The organism is Natronosalvus caseinilyticus (assembly GCF_017357105.1).
Lineage (GTDB): Archaea > Halobacteriota > Halobacteria > Halobacteriales > Natrialbaceae > Natronosalvus > Natronosalvus caseinilyticus.
On record NZ_CP071596.1, the window covers coordinates 3,809,124 to 3,824,979 of the forward strand.

Below are 15,856 nucleotides of genomic sequence, written 5' to 3' on the forward strand. Positions count from 1 at the left end.
CTACTATGACTGATACAGACACCGACGCAAACAACGACGTCCGAACCGACGGAAGCGGCACCGGCATCGTCGCTCCCGACGACGAGGTGCCGACCTGGAGCGAACGCAAAGAGCGAACGACCGGGCTCTCGCGACTCACCTACGAGTACTTCGAGCGGGCCCGCCGGGAGGACCAGGACCTCCGTCAGGAGTCGAGTTACGTCGAGCGCGACGTACTCGGCTTCCCCGCCTGGCCCCACGAGACGATCCGAAACCTCGCACTCGCGAGTTTCTTCGTCGGTATGTTGCTGTTCCTCGCGGCGTTGTTGCCACCGACGATCGAGGACCCGGCAAATCCATCCGAGACGCCCTCGGTCATCCTGCCCGACTGGTACCTCTACTGGTCGTTCGGTCTGCTGCACCTCGAGTCGCTGAACCCCGAACTGGCGCTCGCCGGGGGCGAGAAGATCATGTCCGACCAGCTCTACGGCGTGCTGGCGAACGGCGTCGTCTTCGGGGCAATCGCGGTTCTCCCGTTCCTGAACAAGGGGAGCGCCCGGCGGCCCGTCGAGGAGCCGTTCTGGGCATCGATTGGCGTCGGCGGCGTCATCTTCGCGTTCACGCTATCGCTCCTGCCGATCGAGGCCATGTTCCCCTGGGACGTCCACATCACGTTCGACATGGCGTTCTTCCTGCCCGTCATCGGGGCTATCATCACCTACGCGGTGTTGAAGACGATGCGGGAGGGGTACATGTACAACCTCAACAAGCGGTACTACCGATTACGACCGCCGCGGTAGGTCGTTGCGTACGGGCTTTTACTTTCGTCGTTCACGGTGGTGTCCAACCAGCCGCTGTGTTTCTCCATCCAGTCGAGCCGCTCAACTCGAGACGTACCGCCGAGTGAAGTCAAAGTACTCATTTTCCGTCGCCGCGTAGCCAGGCTATGAGCGGCTCAGAATCGGGGTCGGACCCGCCGGCGGAGGAGGCGCGGACGGGAGAGCGCGAACGAGGCCTCGAGGACGGGGACGGGGGCGAGAAGGAGAGCGAGAGCGATGGCACCGCCGAAGGACCTCGAGTCGGCGCCTCGGGACAGCGCGAGGTCGTCGTTCCCATGCGGTTGTACAAGACGATCACCGTCTTCTCGACGCTGCTCGCGGTGGTCGCCATTCTCGGCGGGTTCATCGTACTCGACGTCGCGACCGATCGAGCACAGGCGGCGGCTTCGGACGTGAGCATCGGGCTGGCGTTGCTCGGCGTAGCGCTGATCGCGTGCGGGGCCGGAGCCTACGCGTTCTCGACCCGATTTCGAACGGCTGGAATGGGAAACGCTAAAGACGACGCCGACGAAGGATCACACAATGGCTGACGAATTCGTCAAGGGCTTCGTAATCCTGTCCCTCGGGCTCCTGGTGTGGATGACCTTCGCCGGCTGGTACAACACGCCGTCGTTCTACGACACCCAGCTCGTCGGACCGAACCCCGAAGACCCCGGCACGTACACGACGCTGGCACTGGTCGTCAAGGAAGCGGCGTTCTACTTCGGTATCCTGGGCGCGGTCACGTTCTGGGCACTCATCCCGGCTGGCCGGCGCGTGCGAACCCACTACGCCGAGAACAACTGAACCATCTCTCGTCGCGTCTTTTTCCGGCTTCCGCTCGGTTTCCTGTTCATCTGTCCATCGAGCGTCTGCGTTCTCGAGGACGGTCTACCGTCGGTTACGCTGGTACTCGTGGTGGCTCGAGTCGGTGCCGAACGTCAGTAGCTCGAGCCAGTGCATTAGACAGTAGCTCGAGACGGATCGGCTCGAGCGGTCGCGGCCGCCACCCGTCACTGTCCGCCCCGCCTCGGTAACCAGGATCGGAGATTGAACCCGAACTCGTTGGCGAGCTGGATGTCCTTGTCAGTGAACGCATCAGTGACGACGAGGGTGGCCACGTACACGAAGAGAACCACGAGCGGGAGCGTGGCGACGACGACGAGGTGCGAGTCGACGAGGAGGACGAGCGGAAGCCCGGCGAGAGCGGCCGGGATCCCCGCGAACACGACGGTGGCGAAGTCTCGAGTGAAGGGGTGGATTTCGTCGACGACGTGGAGTTCGCCCAGGGTCAGGAGGCCGACGACCACGAGCGCGGACGCCGACCCGATGGCGGCCCCGTTGATGCCGTAGATCGGGACGAGGAGGAACGAGACGACGAGGTTGGTGCCGAAGAGTGCGAGGGTGTTGGCGAAGACGATTCGGGAGTAGCCCATCCCCTGCAGGAGGGTGCCGTCGGGACCGCCGAAGGTGACGTTGAACAGGAAGGCCATCGCGAGGAGGGCGACGACGGCGCTGGCTTCACCGTACTGGGGCGTGTACATGACGGAGAGAAACGCTTCTGCACCGAGAGAGATGATGATCGCGAACGGGAGGGTGATGCCCGCGATCCAGCGAGCGGCGACGCGAAAGCGCTCCTGGACGAGGGCGGTGTCGTCTCGCGTTTCGGCGATGAGCGGTTTGAACACGGGCGAGAGGGAATTGAAGATGATCATCAACCCGGAGCCGAGCATGTAACCGACGCGGTAGATACCGACTTCGCCCGAGTCGAGGAAGTACCCGAGGACGAAGTAATCGACGTGGCCCATCAGGACGAAGACGACGCTCGTCATGGCCAAGGGTACCGAGTAGCGGATCATCGGCCCCGGCGCGACGGGTTCGAACGTCGCCGACATAATCTCCCAGGCGCGGTAGGTGAAGAGGAGAGCGCCGACCACGATGCACACGAAGAGTCCGACCAGGTAACCGCCCGCGAGTCCGAGTAACCCGAACCCGGCCAGGAGAAGCGCCGCGGTGACGACGAACCGAACCACCGGACGAACGATGTCGCGCATCACGACCCGGTACTGGAGCTTCTTGATGCTGTAGAAGGATTTGAGCAGAACGTTGTACATCGCGAGCATCGGAATCGTCACCGCCAGCAACAGGAGCGCGACCTCGAGCGAGGGCTCTCGGAAGAAGACGCCGAACTGGTCGGCCGTCATCGCGAGAGCGAGCGCGACCAGCGACGACGTGACCAGGACGGTCGCCGTCACCTGCACGATGACGCCTTTGGCCTTCCCGGGTTCGTCCGCCTCAAGGTACTGCGGGACGAAGTAATCGATCGCCAGGGGCAATCCGAGGTTCGCGAACACCTGCATGAAGAGGATGACCGACGTCGCGAGCACCCACAGTCCGTAGACGGAAGGGCTGACGAACCGCGTCATCAGCATCACGATGGCGAACGCGAGAACGCCGTTGAGGACGTTCCCGACGAACGTGATACTCCCCTGTTTCGCCAGCGTGGAAACCCCTGAATCGTGTTCGGTCATGTCCTCGAGAGTCGTGTATTGAGTCGACTGCTGGGTTGGTGGTTCGGCTCGAGTCGGTCACAGATACCCGCTCAGACGCTCGTCGCTGGCTCGAGTTCGTAGCTGGCGACCTCTCTGGCCGCCTCGCCGAAGTGCGGGAACTCCACTTCGAACGGCCAGTCGGTTCCCTCCGTCGTGTCGTCGATGTGTTCGATGACGGTATCGATCTCCTCGCCGTCGGCGTCGAAGAACGTCGCCCGGATCTCGACGTAGGTCGGTTCACGTTCCCCCTCGTTACGGATGAGTCCCCAGACAGAGACGCGCTCCTCGTCGGTCCAGGGGTTCTCCCGGAGGAGATCCGACCAGACGACCACCAGGTCCGTCGGCTCGAGGATGTCCTCGCCGCTGTCCGTCAGGAGGTCGAGACACCCCGAGAGGGACAGCGAGGCGAGGGCGGTCGACGCGAGGAGCGCGCGGCGTTTCATACGCGAGTCAGCTACCAGTTCGACGGGTCGACTCTTCAGCCTTCGGGAACGGCCGTGTCAAGTGAACGACGCCGGCCGCCCGTCGTCGGACGGCTCGAGCAGTACGAGCGGCTTTGTGGCGACCGGTGTGTGCTCGAGCCGATTCGATACGTTTTACTACCTGGTCGTACCACTTGTGAATATGAGCGAGTTCGAACCGTTCAGTGACGTTGGCGAAGCAGACGTAACTCGAGCGATTGGACAGGAGTGGACCGAGGAGTTCATGGACTTCTCCGACTCGGACGTCATCATCGTCGGTGGCGGCCCCTCCGGACTGACCGCCGCGAAGGAACTCGCCGAGCGCGGCGTGAAGACGATGGTCGTCGAGAAGAACAACTACCTCGGCGGCGGCTTCTGGCTCGGCGGCTTCCTGATGAACAAGGTTACCGTCCGCTCCCCCGCCCAACGGGTGCTCGAGGAACTCGACGTCGAGTACAAACCCGCGGCCGACACCGAGGGGCTGTACGTCGCCAACGGGCCCCACGCCTGCTCCGCGCTGATCAAAGCCGCCTGCGACGCGGGCGCGAAGATGCAGAACATGACGGAGTTCACGGACATCGTCATCCGCGAGGACCACCGCGTCGCCGGCATCGTGATGAACTGGACGCCGGTCCACGCCCTGCCCCGCGAGATTACCTGCGTCGACCCCATCGCCGTCGAGGCGGACCTGGTAATCGACGCAACGGGCCACGACGCGATGGCGATCACCAAGCTGGACGAACGCGGCGTCCTCGACGCGCCCGGAATCCGAGACGCTCGCGAGCGCGGCACGGTGATGGATCAGACCGATGGCGACACCTACGGCGCCCCCGGTCACGACTCACCCGGTCACGACTCGATGTGGGTGGGCAAGAGCGAGGACGCCGTCGTCGAACACACCGGTCTCGTCCACGACGGACTCATCGCGACGGGCATGGCGACAGCGACCGCCTACGGCCTGCCCCGCATGGGCCCCACCTTCGGCGCTATGCTCGTCTCCGGCAAGCGCGCCGCCCAGGTCGCCCTCGATGAACTCGAGGTGGACGCCGAACCGGTGGAGTTGACGAGTCGAGTCCCCGCGGACGACTGAGACGGTTGGTCACCGCCCCGTTCCGGAGCCGGTGATCGACGCCGAAAGCTACAGCATTTAGGGACCGCTCGAGAAACGGTCGATATGACCGTCATCGTCACCGGCGCAACCGGCGGCGCCGGCAGCTGGATCGTTGAGGACCTCGCTCGAGACGGCTACGACGTCGTCGACCTCGAGCGTCCGCCCCGGGCCCGCGAGAACGTCACCTTCCTCGAGGCCGATCTTAGAGAACAGGGCCAGACGTGGGAACTTCTTCAGACGTACGACCCCGACGCCGTGGTCCACTTCGCCGCGATTCCGCGTAACGGGATCAAACTGGGAGCCGAGACATTTCTGACGAACGTCGAGAGCACCTACCACGTGTTCGAGGCCGCGGGCCGAGTCGGCGCGGACGTCGTCTGGGCCTCGAGCGAGAGCATCTACGGGTCGGTCTTCGCGGACGAACCGTGGCTTCCCGAGTACTTCCCGATCGACGAGGACCACCCGTTGCGACCGGAGGATCCCTACGCCACGTCGAAACTCGTCGGCGAGGACCTCGCCGCGGCGACCGCCCGCAAGTACGGCATCTCGGTGACGTCGATTCGGCCTTCCTGGATCACGTACCCAGGGAGCCAGCGGACGGCCCAGGGACGGGAGACGTTCGATCCGGAGACAGCGGACCCGAACGGCAACTTCTGGTCGTACGTCGACGTTCGCGACGTCGTAACGATCGTTCGCGCGGCGCTCGAGGTGGACCCCAAGGCCGACCGCGAGGGCCACGGCCACGGGAGCCACGAGGTGTACCTCGCGGCGGCCGAGAACAACTTCCTCGACCGCCCGACCGCCGAGGTGATCGAGACGGTCTTCGGCGACCTGCCCGACTCCTGTACCCTCGAGGGAGACCAGTCGGCGTTCAGCACCGAGAAGGCGGGTCGAGAACTCGACTGGCAGCCCGAGCACACGTGGGAGGACGCCGAACTCGAGCAAGTGCCGGGGCCGCTGTTTCTGGAGTGAGCGACGCGGTCGGATTCGTCGCTCGGCCCGCTCGAAGACCTCTATATTTCGACTCGCTCGAGGATCGACCGCAATGGTTACACCCGATGGTACCACTACATTGTACCATGGTCGAGCACGTCGCCATCTACCGCGCACCGACCACCGTCGTCGACACCGAGGCCGTCGCCGCGTGGCTCGAGTCGCGACTCGAAGCGTCGGTAACGGTACGAGAACGGTTTCTGGACGACGTTGATGGCGACGAGTTGGCGGAACGGTTCGCGGCTGCCCGGATTCGAGGGCCGCGCGAGCGAGAGACGGGGAACACGATGCTCGGGACCGTTCGCTACGAAATGCGAGCACTCGAGCACCCCGAGCGGGAAGGCGGCGTGCTCTACGACGGCGCCCAAATCGCTCGCGCGCTCAACCGGGAACTGCCGGCCGACGAGCGAGGACTCGAGTGGGCACACGTCGTCCTCCTCGACCGCGCACTCGCGACGTGGGGCAACCACGACGGACGCTGGCACAAGCGGGTGACGGTTCCCGGCCAGCCGGCGCTCGTCTCGGTTCCCGGACTGTACGAGGCGCCGGCCAAGCCCGAATCGTACTACCAGGAGCAACAACGACGGGCGCTGGTTTCGGGCGACGTGCCGCCGAGGGAGATTCTCGAGCGCGACGTCGCGGACGAGTTCCTCCTCGAGGACGACCCCCGGACGACCGACGCGATGTGCGGGTACGTGCTCCAGGCCGTCCACTACCTCGAGACCGGCGAGCCGTTCTGTCCGGAGCCGACCTGTCGGCTGTACAACGCCCACACCCACGAAGACCTCGTTCGGGCGCAGCTAGTGGAGCCAGCGTTTTGCGTCGACCACGCCGCGGTCTACGCGAACGTGGACGCTGAGGCAGATGCGGATGCTGAGGCGGACGCGGTCGATGGTGAGGACGTAAATGCGGATACTGACAAAGATGCGAGTGATGGCGCGGATACAGTTGCGAAGGCTGAGGGAGGCGAGTGACAGCGCAGATGTGAATACAGTCGCTCGCGCTCGCACTCCCTCGAGCGATCACTCGTCGTCGAGCGCGAGCGACGATTCCGGACGGTAATCGCCGCCGACCGGCGACGCGGGTGCCACCGGTACCGACTCGTCGAGTTCGATCGCTCGCTCGACGATGCGCCGCGTCTCGAGGTCGACGTCCGCTCGAGTGACGCGTCCGTTCTCGGCGTCGTAGTCGACCAGCCCCACCTCGTCGAGTTTCGGCACGTGGTTGTGTACCAGCGAAACGGTGATCATCGAGCCTCGGACGACGGCGTCGTCGGCCCCCGCTCGCTCCCAGCCGACGACCTCGTCGCAGAGTTCCTCGAGGCTCACCTCCGGACGGGCCAGTAGTAGCGACAGCACGTACCGGCGCCGGGCGTCCGCAAGCGCCTCGAAGAGCGGCTCCACCGATGGGGTTCGAACGGTTGACATAACTACTACCGGGACCCTCTCCCCCTCAATAATTCCGCCAAAAATATTAGGGCGGTTACTCGAGGAGCCGAAACCTGACACGTTCCTCCCCGCTTCCGGCAGTTTCGCGGCCAGTGATCTCGAGGGTGCCGAGGTCCGCGGTCGACTGGACGTGCGTGCCGGCACACGCCACCCGGTCGAGTGGGTCGTTCTCGTCCCCGATCTCGACGATCCGGATCTCCGTGATGCTGGCGGGCAGGAGATCGATGCGCGTGCGTTCGAGGTCCAGGTCGGTTTCGGCGACGTCGCGCTCGAGTTCGTACCAGCGAACGGCAAGGTCGTCGTCGATCAGGTCGTTGATGGCCGCCTCGATCGCCGCGAGATCGTCGTCCTGGAAGCGGTCGTACGCGCAGTCGAGGCGGGCGCGGTCGGCGTAGAGCTGGTTGCCCGTCGTCGGCGCGTCGTAGGCCTCGAGCAGGTACGCCGAGAGGAGGTGCTGGGCCGTGTGATAGCGCATGTGTGCGTCCCGTCGATCCCAGTCGAGTTCGCCGGTCACGGTTGTTCCGGGCTCGAGGGCGTCCGTGATCGACGCGGCCGTCGAATCTGGACCCGCCTCGAGATCCAGGGCGTGGTACACCGTATCGCGTTTCTGGACGTCAGCGACGGGCCACTCGAGCGTCGCTCCGTCAGCGTCGACGCGAAGGGTCCCCGTGTCCGCCGGCTGGCCCCCGCCTTCGGGGTAGAAGTGCGTTCGATCGAGGACGACGCGGCCGTCCTCGAGGATTCGCTCGACGGTGGCATCGAACGTTCGAACGTTCGAGTCCTCGAGGTACAGGAGGTCGGTCATAGGCGAGCCCAGGGGCTCGAGGGAGATATATGCTGGCGAGTGTCGTTGATCGAGACAAAACCCAACGTCTGTCCATCGCCCCGAACCAAAGGCTAAAGAGTGAATCACGCTAATGTCCGTGTAATGACTATCGTTCGTATATTGCGGAGGGATCTATCGTGGGTGTCGAGATAACCGAGACCACGGTCACCGACACCGAGTTCGAGGCCATGAAACAGTTCGTCTTCGAGTACCTCGCCGCCAGCGTGGAGAAGGAAGACGAGGGCGGCCGGATGCGGTGGTACCCCTGGCACTCCGCCGAGTACCGCCACAACCACATCCTCAACGTCGTCGAGCTGGCGACCGAGATCGCCGAGAAAGAGGGCGCTGACGTCGACGTCACGCGCGTCGCCGCGCTGTTTCACGACGTCGCGAAACTCGAGACCGACCAGGAACTCCACGCCGAGGCCGGCGCTCGCGTCGCCCGCGAGTACCTCGAGGCCCAGGGCGAGTACCCGGAGTCGTTCATCGCCCAGATCACCCGCGCCATCGAGTACCACTCCTACCAGGGCGACGTGACTGACCTCTCGATGGAGAGCCAGTGCGTGATCGAGGCTGACCTGCTCGACAAGATCGGTGCCAACGGGACGGCGCTCATGCTGTTGCGGATGGGCTACGAGGCGCGGACGCACATGGAGGCCGACGAGATGGTCGATCGGGTCCTCGAGCGCGGCCTCGACGCCGCCTCGCGCGTCCGGAGCGACACCGCCGAAGGGATCGCCCACCGCCGACTCAAGCGCGTGAAGTGGTTCCGCGAGTGGCTCGAGGACGAGATTGCGGCGCTGGGCGAGTAGCGGATAGCTGGCCCCTGCTCTCGGCCTCGGTCCGTAATCGATATCGTGCGTCGCCAGCCCTGCGTCCCGTCATCGTCGTGCGAACGGTAGCGATTTGGGGATTCGGGCCAGAGTCCCGACTATGACTGCCGTTGCTCGAGATCGGGTTCCCCACCTGACGGCCCTGCTCTCGCTCGTTTCCCTGGCGCTCGTGTTCGGCGCCGCTGGCGGCGTGATTCCACAGACGGCCGTTCCGAAACCGCCCGCGTGGCTCCTCGAGGCGATTCCGACGGTGAACGTCTTCCTGAGCCTGACCGCCATCGTGACGATCACGACGGGGTGGCGCGCGATCAGACGCGGAAACGTCGACCGCCACCGCCTGCTGATGGCGACCTCGGCCGTGCTGTTCGCAACCTTTCTCGTCCTGTACCTGTACCGGCTGGTGGTCCTCGGCGGCTCCCAGCCATTTCCGGGCCCGGACGCGATCCGACTGTACGTCTACCTGCCCGTCCTGGCGATCCACATCCTGCTGGCGATCGTTTGCATTCCCCTGCTGTACTACGTCCTCCTGCTCGCGGCGAGCCACAGCGTGCCGGAGCTTCGACGAACCGCCCACGCGCGCATCGGGCGAGTCGCCGCGGTGCTCTGGCTCGTCTCGTTCAGTCTCGGGGTCGTCGTCTACGTGTTGTTGCACGTGATTTACTGACCGACGAACGAGAGCCAGATCGACTCGAGACTGACGGACGAGTACACCAGCTTCACTCGAGAACGGCACCCGACACAACAGCGCGGCTCGAGTACAGCCGCCCGCTCAGTCGTCCGCGTCGACGGCCGCTTGCCCGATCTGCGGGCGGGTCACGTCGCGGTCGGTCGCCTCGCCGTCGATGTCGTAGGGGTACTCGCCGGTGACACAGCCCAGACAGAGGTCGTCCCGGTCGGTCTCGAGCACCTCGGCGACGGCGTCTGGCGAGAGGTACGCGAGGCTGTCGGCACCGATCTCGTCGCCGATTTCGGGAATCGTCTTGTCCGAGGCGATGAGTTCCTCGCGGGTCGCCATGTTGATCCCCATGTAACAGGGAGCGACGATCGGTGGCGCACCGATGCGCATGTGGACTTCCTTCGCCCCGGAGTTCTTGAGGAGTTCGACGAGCTGGTTCGAGGTCGTCCCCCGGACGATGGAGTCGTCGATGAGGGTGACGGTCTTACCCTCGACCGTCGAGGTGATCGGGTTGAGCTTGAGTCGCACCGCGCGCTCGCGCTCGTCCTGGGTCGGCATGATGAACGTCCGGCCGACGTACCGATTTTTCATCAAGCCCTCCGCGAACTCGACGCCGTCGTCGTCTTCCTCCCGAGGCTCTCCCTGGGCAGTCGTCTCGTCGGCGGCGTCGGCGTACCCCGAGGCGAACGCACGCCCGGAGTCGGGAACCGGCATGACGACGTCGGTCTCGACGCCACTTTCCTCCCAGAGTTTGCGCCCGAGTCTGCGCCGGGCCTCGTAGACCAGCGTGCCGTCGATCTGGGAGTCTGGACGAGCGAAGTAGACGTGTTCGAAGAAGCAGTGAGCGGTCGCCTCGGCCTCGACCAGCTGGTAGGAGTCGAACCCGGAGCCGTCTTCCTCCAGCACGACGAGTTCCCCGGGTCGGACGTCGCGGACGAACTCGCCGCCGAGGGTGTCGATCGCTGCCGACTCGGAGGCGAGCACGTAGCCGTCCTCGAGTTCGCCGAGACAGAGCGGCCGGTTCCCCCGGGGATCGCGGACGCCCATCACGGTCTCGTCGTGCATGATCGTCAGCGAGTACGAACCGTGAATCCGCTGCATCGTCCGCTTGACCGCCCGGATCAGGTCCTCCTCGAGCAGGTTGCGCGCGAGGTCGTGGGCGATCACCTCCGTGTCGCCGTCGGAGGTGAAGGCGTGGCCGAGCGCGGCGAGGTCGTCTCGAATCTCGTCGGCGTTGACGAGGTTGCCATTGTGGCTGAGCCCGAGCGAGCCCGATTTGAACGAGACGGAGAACGGTTGGGCGCAGGAGGTATCGATGCTCCCGGCGGTGGGATAGCGAACGTGACCGATCCCCGCCGAGCCCGTGAGCGACTCGAGATCGCCCTCGTCGAAGGCGTCGCCGACGAGCCCCAGTTCGACGTGGCTGTGTTGCTGGAAGCCGTCGTGGGTGACGATGCCCGCTGACTCCTGGCCGCGGTGCTGGAGCGCGTAGAGTCCGTAGTAGAGCGGCCGCGCGACGTCGCGGTCCGCGAGGGCGACGCCGACGACGCCGCACTTCTCGGTCATTCCTGTTCGCCGGGGTGTCTCGCCCCGCCCATCAGTCATGGCTGAACCTACCGGGCCAGGGCGATAAAAATCCCCCGTGTTCGTGCTCGCATCCGGCTTCTCGAGCGATAGAATATGCGTGTTCGTGTATAGATGCGCGTCGTCGTCGAGTTTCCGAGCAGTGCCGAGTTTCGAGAACCGGCTACACCCCGAGCATCGCGCGCGCCGTCTCGCTCGCCCAGACGTCCATCCGGTAGATAACGGCCGCGGCGATCAGCAGTTCGCCGGCCGTGACGAGGACCGTCACCAGGTCCGCCTGCCGGCTCGTGACGGCGACGCCGACAGGGAGACCGAACTCCCGCTTCCAGACCGGGTAGAACAGGGCGATACCGCGCTTGCTCCCGGCGACGTCGAGCACGTAGTGGGTCAGGATGCCGAGCCAGACCCACTCGAGGTTGCCGAAGTAGAACGGAAAGGCGGCGAACCCCACCAGGATGGGCAGGTTGTGCAGCGTCTTGCGGTGTCTCCCGAACGCCGTGTCCACGTCCGGGAACAGCGCCCCGAGTGTGACGGGCACGCCCACCTCGAGCACCGTCGCGAAAGTCGTCTCGTCCCCGGCCGGCTCGAGGAGGTACGCCAGCCCGATCCCCAGGAGGGCGGCGTTGAGCACGTGTCCTTTCTTGTTCATCGATTCGGTCTGTGTCGCCGAGGGAGAAAAGCCTGTCTTCGAGACGGTCAGGGTGGCCAGAGCCGTATCCGCGTTCGGCTGGTTGCGAGCCCCCTCGCCACGAGTGGTGCCAGGTGTACCGGTTACCGTTCGCTCGAGCGTTCTCGTCACCGGTCAGGCTTTTTCACCACCTGTTCGTTCGAGGTACCGTCCACATCGCCAGACAATCCGTCTTTGCTATAGATAATATACCGTATTAGTATCGAAAGTGTAGTGAAATCACGGCGTCGATTCGGAGTCAGATTCGGACTCGAGCACCGCCTGCAACCGCTCGAGCGCCGTGCGAACCGTCTGCATGCGAACGTCGTGTCGGTCGCCGTCGAACTGATGGCGCGTCGCCGTCGCGAACGAGGTTTCGGTCCCCCAGGGACCGGCGTAGGCGACCCCGATGAAGACCGTCCCGACCGGCGTCTCCGCGGTTCCGCCGCTGGGCCCGGCGACGCCCGTGATCGAGAGCCCCCACGTGGCGTCCGTGACGTCGCGTACCCCGCGCGCCATCTCGAGGGCCACGGGTTCGGAGACGGCCCCGTGTTCGTCCAGCGACTCGCGGGAGACGCCGAGGTGGCGTCGTTTGGCGTCGTAGGCGTAGACGACGTGGCCGCTGTCGAAGTAGTCGCTCGAGCCTGGAATCGCGGTGATCGCGCCTCCGAGGAGGCCGCCGGTGCAGGACTCGGCGACGGCGAGGGTGTCACCGCGCTCGCGGAGTCGTTCGCCTACTCCGGAGACGAGGTCGAGGAGCGCTTCGAACTGTATCGCTCCAGACGCCGAATCGGTACGGGTGGCTGGATCTGTCGGTGACGATTCGGCAGGCCGTTCCGAATCGACGTTGGCGTTGCTCATGTCTCCTCCGACGGGAGCCACCGCCGTGAATCGTGGGGTTGACGAACCGCTCGAGAGCGTGCTTTCGTCACGCGGTTCCGTCGAGAGGTACCGTCAGAGGAAGGCCGTTCACTCGAAAGTGGCTCAAGCGCCCCCTCAGACCGTATCGCGATCCGTGTACGTCCAGCGGTTTTCGATCACGCCGTCGGCGTTTACGTCGTGGAAATCGGCGAAGCCGAACGAAACCGACTCGCCGTCCTGAACGCCCGAGAAACGGCCGCGGACGGCTACCCGATTGCCGTTGCTGTCGCCGTTTCCGCCGTCGTCTCCAGCACCGCCGAGGTCCACGATTACGGCCTCGAGGCGGTGCTCACCGTCCTCGAGCGGGCGGCCCCGCTCGTAGAACGCCCGAAGTTCCTCGCGGCCCTCGATCGGGTCCTGTCCGGGACGTTCGTAGGTGATCGTCTTCGAGAAGAGTTCGAGCAGTCCCTCGACGTCGTCGGCGTCGACGCGATCGTAGTAGCGCCGCACGAGCGCCTCGGGGTCGATTCCGTTGGGCGTGTCATCCAGCGGAGGCATGGCCCATCACACGCACTCGAGGGCAATGGTTCTATGGCATCGGCCCGCCCGGTCGTTGGATCCGCGTGACGAAAGAATCACCATCTCCGACGGCGCACGAGCGCACATGGAGTACGAAACGCCCCTCTTCTTTCACGTCATGGGCTACGCCGCCGAGGCCGACCGGGACGTCGTCGACATGGTCAGCGGCAACCCAGACTGGGAACCGCCACAGGCCCTCCGGGACGGCCTCCACGAGTACGCCGACCTCGAGAGCGAGTACTTCCAGTACCCGCCCAGCGAGGGCCTTCGAAGCCTCCGCGAGGAGATTGCGACTCGCCGCGGCGTCGACCTCGAGCAGGTCGTCGTCACGAACGGGGCCGGCGAGGCGAACTACCTGGCGATGGCCCGGGCGCTCGAGCGGGGTGCAGGGTCCGAGGTGATCCTGACCGACCCCGTCTACTCGTACTACCCGGGCAAGACGACGATGCTCGGCGGCGAGCCGACGTACGTCGAGGCGGCCGAAAACGGCCAGCTCGATCCCGATGCAGTCCGCGAGGCGGCGAGCGAGGAGACGGCCGCCATCGTCGTCAATACCCCGAACAACCCCACCGGCGCGGTCTACCCCGAGTCGACGGTGACGGAACTCGTCGCCATCGCCGAGGCCAACGACTCGATCCTCGTCGCCGACGAGGTGTACGACCACTACGACCTCTCCGGGACGTTCTCGAGCGCGCTCGGGATCGACTCGGATCACCGGATCGTCACGAACGCGTTCTCGAAGTCGCTGGCGATCACGGGCTTTCGCGTCGGCTACGCCATCTTCCCACCGCACCTCGTCGACGACGCCAAGAGTCGCCACATGCTGGTGAACGTCGCCGGAAGCGCCCCGGCCCAGTACGCCGTCCTCCAGGCGCTCCGGGAGACCGGCCCCGAGTACTACGAGGCCAACCGCGAACTGCTCCGCGAGCGCGTCGACACCTTCACCGCGGCGCTCGAGGAGGCCGGCGCCGAGTACACCCGTCCAGACGGCGCGTTCTACGTCCTGGCCCGGTTCGAGGGGTATCCTGGTACGCTCGAGAACGTCGAGCGCCTGATCGACGAGGCCGGCGTCGCCGGGATGCCAGGCGAGGCATTCGGCACCGCCCGCGATGACTGGCTCCGATTCGCGCTCGTGACGCCGCGACTCGAGGTGGCCGCCGATCGGCTGGCCGAGTACTTCGGCTGATCGCTGCTCCGTATTTGCTGCTCGCTGCTCGCCACTCGCTAACCGCGAATCGCTAATCGCTGCTCGACTCGAGCGCTCGCAACCGACGGGTACTCGTGGCTCCGACCGATAGCCTCGAGCATGAGCGGACTCGATGTCGATCCCGTCGACGAGACCGACGCGGCCGAAGACGCGGACAACACGATCGAAGTGACGCCGACGGAATCGGTCGACGACGGGGCCGACGAGGATATGGACGCGAGCGGGGACACAGATCGACAGACTATCGACGTCGAGCCATCCGACGAACCCGTCGACGGTCCCGCCTACGTCCTCTACGGCGGGAAAGGCGGCGTCGGCAAGACGACCATGGCCGCCGCGACGGCCCTCGACAGCGCCAGACGCGGAACCGCGACGCTCGTCGTCTCGACCGACCCAGCGCACTCCCTCTCTGACACCTTCGAGACCGAGATCGGGACCCGGCCCGAGCGCCTCCGGGAGGACATTCCACTCTTTGCGGCCGAGATCGATCCCGACGCGGCCCTCGAGGAGGGCCAGGCCGCGTTCATGGCCGAAGGCGGCCCCGACGCGCTGGGCGGCCTCGGCCAGTTCATGGGCGAGGACACGCCGATGGATATGCTCTTCGGCGGGACAATGCCCGGTGCCGACGAAGCCGCCGCGATGCAGACCCTCCTCGAGTACCTCGACGACGACCGATTCGACCGTGTGGTGGTCGACACGGCACCGACGGGCCATACCCTCCGATTGCTCCAGTTGCCAGAGATTATGGACACGATGATGGGCCGGATCATCAGCTTCCGCCAGCGCGTGGGCAGCATGGTCGACGGGATCAAGGGGATGTTCGGCGACGCCGGTGAGGCAGACGAAAACGACCTCCAGGACCTCGAGATCCTCCGAGAGCGCATCGAACGCCTCCGCGCCGTACTCCAGGACCCCGAGCGAACCGACTTCCGGATCGTCATGGTCCCCGAAGAGATGAGCGTCCTCGAGTCGAAGCGACTGCGTGCCCAGTTGAACGAGTTCGACATTCCCGTCGGGACAGTCGTCGTCAATCGCGTGATGGAGCCGCTGGCTGAGGTCACCGACGACGTCGAGGGTGAGTTTCTACAGCCCGACCTCGAGTCCTGTGCGTTCTGCCAGCGCCGCTGGGACGTCCAGCAGAACGCGCTGATGGAGGCCCAGGACCTCTTTCGCGCGACCGACGTGCGGCGCGTCCCGTTGTTCGCCGAGGAGGTCAAAGGCGAGTCGATGCTCGAGGTCGTGGCGGCCTGCTTGCGGTGAC

18 protein-coding genes are annotated in these 15,856 nt (G+C 65.4%); 10 read left to right on the plus strand and 8 right to left on the minus strand.

Translation table 11 applies throughout. The features are described 5' to 3' along the window. Window positions 1-5 precede the first annotated feature (5 nt). The 3 genes from J1N60_RS18525 to J1N60_RS18535 all read left to right on the plus strand — a co-directional run bounded on the left by J1N60_RS18525 (window position 6) and on the right by J1N60_RS18535 (window position 1,604). Complete coding sequence (locus J1N60_RS18525; RefSeq protein ID WP_312909426.1) at window positions 6-779, plus strand: cytochrome b family protein; 774 nt, start codon at window positions 6-8, stop codon at window positions 777-779. A gap of 314 nt (window positions 780-1,093) precedes the next feature. Next, the gene (locus J1N60_RS20710) at window positions 1,094-1,348 is read left to right on the plus strand and encodes a DUF7315 family membrane protein (protein WP_425499360.1); all 255 of its coding nucleotides are present in this window, start codon (window positions 1,094-1,096) and stop codon (window positions 1,346-1,348) included. Then, window positions 1,341-1,604 (plus strand): DUF7314 family protein, encoded by a 264-nt coding sequence (locus J1N60_RS18535; protein ID WP_312909428.1) that lies wholly within the window; start codon window positions 1,341-1,343, stop codon window positions 1,602-1,604. Before J1N60_RS20710 ends, J1N60_RS18535 begins: the two co-directional genes overlap by 8 nt. 206 nt (window positions 1,605-1,810) lie before the next feature. Here the strand turns inward: J1N60_RS18535 and J1N60_RS18540 are convergent, their stop codons facing one another. Further along, window positions 1,811-3,328, minus strand: a complete 1,518-nt coding sequence (locus tag J1N60_RS18540) for a flippase (RefSeq protein ID WP_312909429.1) — start codon at window positions 3,326-3,328, stop codon at window positions 1,811-1,813. 71 nt (window positions 3,329-3,399) lie between these two features. Next, the gene (locus J1N60_RS18545) at window positions 3,400-3,792 is read right to left on the minus strand and encodes an FxLYD domain-containing protein (protein ID WP_312909430.1); all 393 of its coding nucleotides are present in this window, start codon (window positions 3,790-3,792) and stop codon (window positions 3,400-3,402) included. A 181-nt stretch (window positions 3,793-3,973) separates the two neighbouring features. Between J1N60_RS18545 and J1N60_RS18550 the strand changes: the two genes are divergently transcribed. The 3 genes from J1N60_RS18550 to J1N60_RS18560 all read left to right on the plus strand — a co-directional run bounded on the left by J1N60_RS18550 (window position 3,974) and on the right by J1N60_RS18560 (window position 6,888). Then, window positions 3,974-4,900 carry a sulfide-dependent adenosine diphosphate thiazole synthase gene (locus J1N60_RS18550; protein ID WP_312909431.1) on the plus strand — a complete coding sequence of 309 codons (927 nt, stop codon included), beginning with the start codon at window positions 3,974-3,976 and terminating at the stop codon, window positions 4,898-4,900. 84 nt (window positions 4,901-4,984) lie between these two features. After that, complete coding sequence (locus J1N60_RS18555) at window positions 4,985-5,893, plus strand: NAD-dependent epimerase/dehydratase family protein (RefSeq protein ID WP_312909432.1); 909 nt, start codon at window positions 4,985-4,987, stop codon at window positions 5,891-5,893. 107 nt (window positions 5,894-6,000) lie between these two features. Further along, the gene (locus J1N60_RS18560; protein WP_312909433.1) at window positions 6,001-6,888 is read left to right on the plus strand and encodes a DUF7001 family protein; all 888 of its coding nucleotides are present in this window, start codon (window positions 6,001-6,003) and stop codon (window positions 6,886-6,888) included. A gap of 48 nt (window positions 6,889-6,936) precedes the next feature. Here the strand turns inward: J1N60_RS18560 and J1N60_RS18565 are convergent, their stop codons facing one another. Next, complete coding sequence (locus J1N60_RS18565) at window positions 6,937-7,341, minus strand: DUF7344 domain-containing protein (protein ID WP_312909434.1); 405 nt, start codon at window positions 7,339-7,341, stop codon at window positions 6,937-6,939. Window positions 7,342-7,396: 55 nt separating this feature from the next. Further along, window positions 7,397-8,167: an alanyl-tRNA editing protein gene (locus J1N60_RS18570; RefSeq protein ID WP_312909435.1), complete on the minus strand. Its 771-nt coding sequence runs from the start codon at window positions 8,165-8,167 to the stop codon at window positions 7,397-7,399. Between the two features lie 158 nt (window positions 8,168-8,325). Here J1N60_RS18570 and J1N60_RS18575 point away from each other — a divergent pair, with 158 nt between their 5' ends. Next, window positions 8,326-9,000, plus strand: coding sequence for an HD domain-containing protein (locus J1N60_RS18575; protein WP_312909436.1), 675 nt, complete (start codon window positions 8,326-8,328; stop codon window positions 8,998-9,000). 121 nt (window positions 9,001-9,121) lie between these two features. Then, window positions 9,122-9,685: a DUF420 domain-containing protein gene (locus J1N60_RS18580; RefSeq protein WP_312909437.1), complete on the plus strand. Its 564-nt coding sequence runs from the start codon at window positions 9,122-9,124 to the stop codon at window positions 9,683-9,685. Window positions 9,686-9,790: 105 nt separating this feature from the next. On the opposite strand, the gene purF is transcribed toward J1N60_RS18580, so the two are convergent. From purF to J1N60_RS18600, 4 genes are all read right to left on the minus strand, one after another. After that, window positions 9,791-11,263, minus strand: coding sequence for an amidophosphoribosyltransferase (purF, locus tag J1N60_RS18585; protein WP_312912619.1), 1,473 nt, complete (start codon window positions 11,261-11,263; stop codon window positions 9,791-9,793). Between the two features lie 181 nt (window positions 11,264-11,444). Next, on the minus strand, window positions 11,445-11,930 hold the full coding sequence (locus tag J1N60_RS18590; protein ID WP_312909438.1) for a metal-dependent hydrolase: 486 nt from the start codon (window positions 11,928-11,930) through the stop codon (window positions 11,445-11,447). A gap of 258 nt (window positions 11,931-12,188) precedes the next feature. Continuing rightward, entirely contained in the window at window positions 12,189-12,809 is a 621-nt protein-coding gene (locus J1N60_RS18595) for a CinA family protein (protein WP_312909439.1), read from the minus strand. 135 nt (window positions 12,810-12,944) lie between these two features. After that, window positions 12,945-13,367 (minus strand): nuclear transport factor 2 family protein, encoded by a 423-nt coding sequence (locus J1N60_RS18600; RefSeq protein WP_312909440.1) that lies wholly within the window; start codon window positions 13,365-13,367, stop codon window positions 12,945-12,947. A gap of 106 nt (window positions 13,368-13,473) precedes the next feature. On the opposite strand from J1N60_RS18600, the gene J1N60_RS18605 reads away from it, so the two are divergent. Next, window positions 13,474-14,574 carry a pyridoxal phosphate-dependent aminotransferase gene (locus tag J1N60_RS18605; RefSeq protein ID WP_312909441.1) on the plus strand — a complete coding sequence of 367 codons (1,101 nt, stop codon included), beginning with the start codon at window positions 13,474-13,476 and terminating at the stop codon, window positions 14,572-14,574. 120 nt (window positions 14,575-14,694) lie between these two features. After that, window positions 14,695-15,855: an ArsA family ATPase gene (locus tag J1N60_RS18610; RefSeq protein WP_312909442.1), complete on the plus strand. Its 1,161-nt coding sequence runs from the start codon at window positions 14,695-14,697 to the stop codon at window positions 15,853-15,855. The last annotated feature ends 1 nt before the right edge of the window (window position 15,856 follow it).

Bases quoted from the DNA above. Each gene is read 5' to 3' on its own strand.
- J1N60_RS18525 (WP_312909426.1), top strand. From the start codon at position 6: ATGACTGATACAGACACCGACGCAAACAACGACGTCCGAACCGACGGA.
- J1N60_RS20710 (WP_425499360.1), top strand. From the start codon at position 1,094: ATGCGGTTGTACAAGACGATCACCGTCTTCTCGACGCTGCTCGCGGTG.
- J1N60_RS18535 (WP_312909428.1), top strand. From the start codon at position 1,341: ATGGCTGACGAATTCGTCAAGGGCTTCGTAATCCTGTCCCTCGGGCTC.
- J1N60_RS18540 (WP_312909429.1), bottom strand. From the start codon at position 3,328: ATGACCGAACACGATTCAGGGGTTTCCACGCTGGCGAAACAGGGGAGT.
- J1N60_RS18545 (WP_312909430.1), bottom strand. From the start codon at position 3,792: ATGAAACGCCGCGCGCTCCTCGCGTCGACCGCCCTCGCCTCGCTGTCC.
- J1N60_RS18550 (WP_312909431.1), top strand. From the start codon at position 3,974: ATGAGCGAGTTCGAACCGTTCAGTGACGTTGGCGAAGCAGACGTAACT.
- J1N60_RS18555 (WP_312909432.1), top strand. From the start codon at position 4,985: ATGACCGTCATCGTCACCGGCGCAACCGGCGGCGCCGGCAGCTGGATC.
- J1N60_RS18560 (WP_312909433.1), top strand. From the start codon at position 6,001: ATGGTCGAGCACGTCGCCATCTACCGCGCACCGACCACCGTCGTCGAC.
- J1N60_RS18565 (WP_312909434.1), bottom strand. From the start codon at position 7,341: ATGTCAACCGTTCGAACCCCATCGGTGGAGCCGCTCTTCGAGGCGCTT.
- J1N60_RS18570 (WP_312909435.1), bottom strand. From the start codon at position 8,167: ATGACCGACCTCCTGTACCTCGAGGACTCGAACGTTCGAACGTTCGAT.
- J1N60_RS18580 (WP_312909437.1), top strand. From the start codon at position 9,122: ATGACTGCCGTTGCTCGAGATCGGGTTCCCCACCTGACGGCCCTGCTC.
- purF (WP_312912619.1), bottom strand. From the start codon at position 11,263: ATGACCGAGAAGTGCGGCGTCGTCGGCGTCGCCCTCGCGGACCGCGAC.
- J1N60_RS18590 (WP_312909438.1), bottom strand. From the start codon at position 11,930: ATGAACAAGAAAGGACACGTGCTCAACGCCGCCCTCCTGGGGATCGGG.
- J1N60_RS18595 (WP_312909439.1), bottom strand. From the start codon at position 12,809: ATGAGCAACGCCAACGTCGATTCGGAACGGCCTGCCGAATCGTCACCG.
- J1N60_RS18600 (WP_312909440.1), bottom strand. From the start codon at position 13,367: ATGCCTCCGCTGGATGACACGCCCAACGGAATCGACCCCGAGGCGCTC.
- J1N60_RS18605 (WP_312909441.1), top strand. From the start codon at position 13,474: ATGGAGTACGAAACGCCCCTCTTCTTTCACGTCATGGGCTACGCCGCC.
- J1N60_RS18610 (WP_312909442.1), top strand. From the start codon at position 14,695: ATGAGCGGACTCGATGTCGATCCCGTCGACGAGACCGACGCGGCCGAA.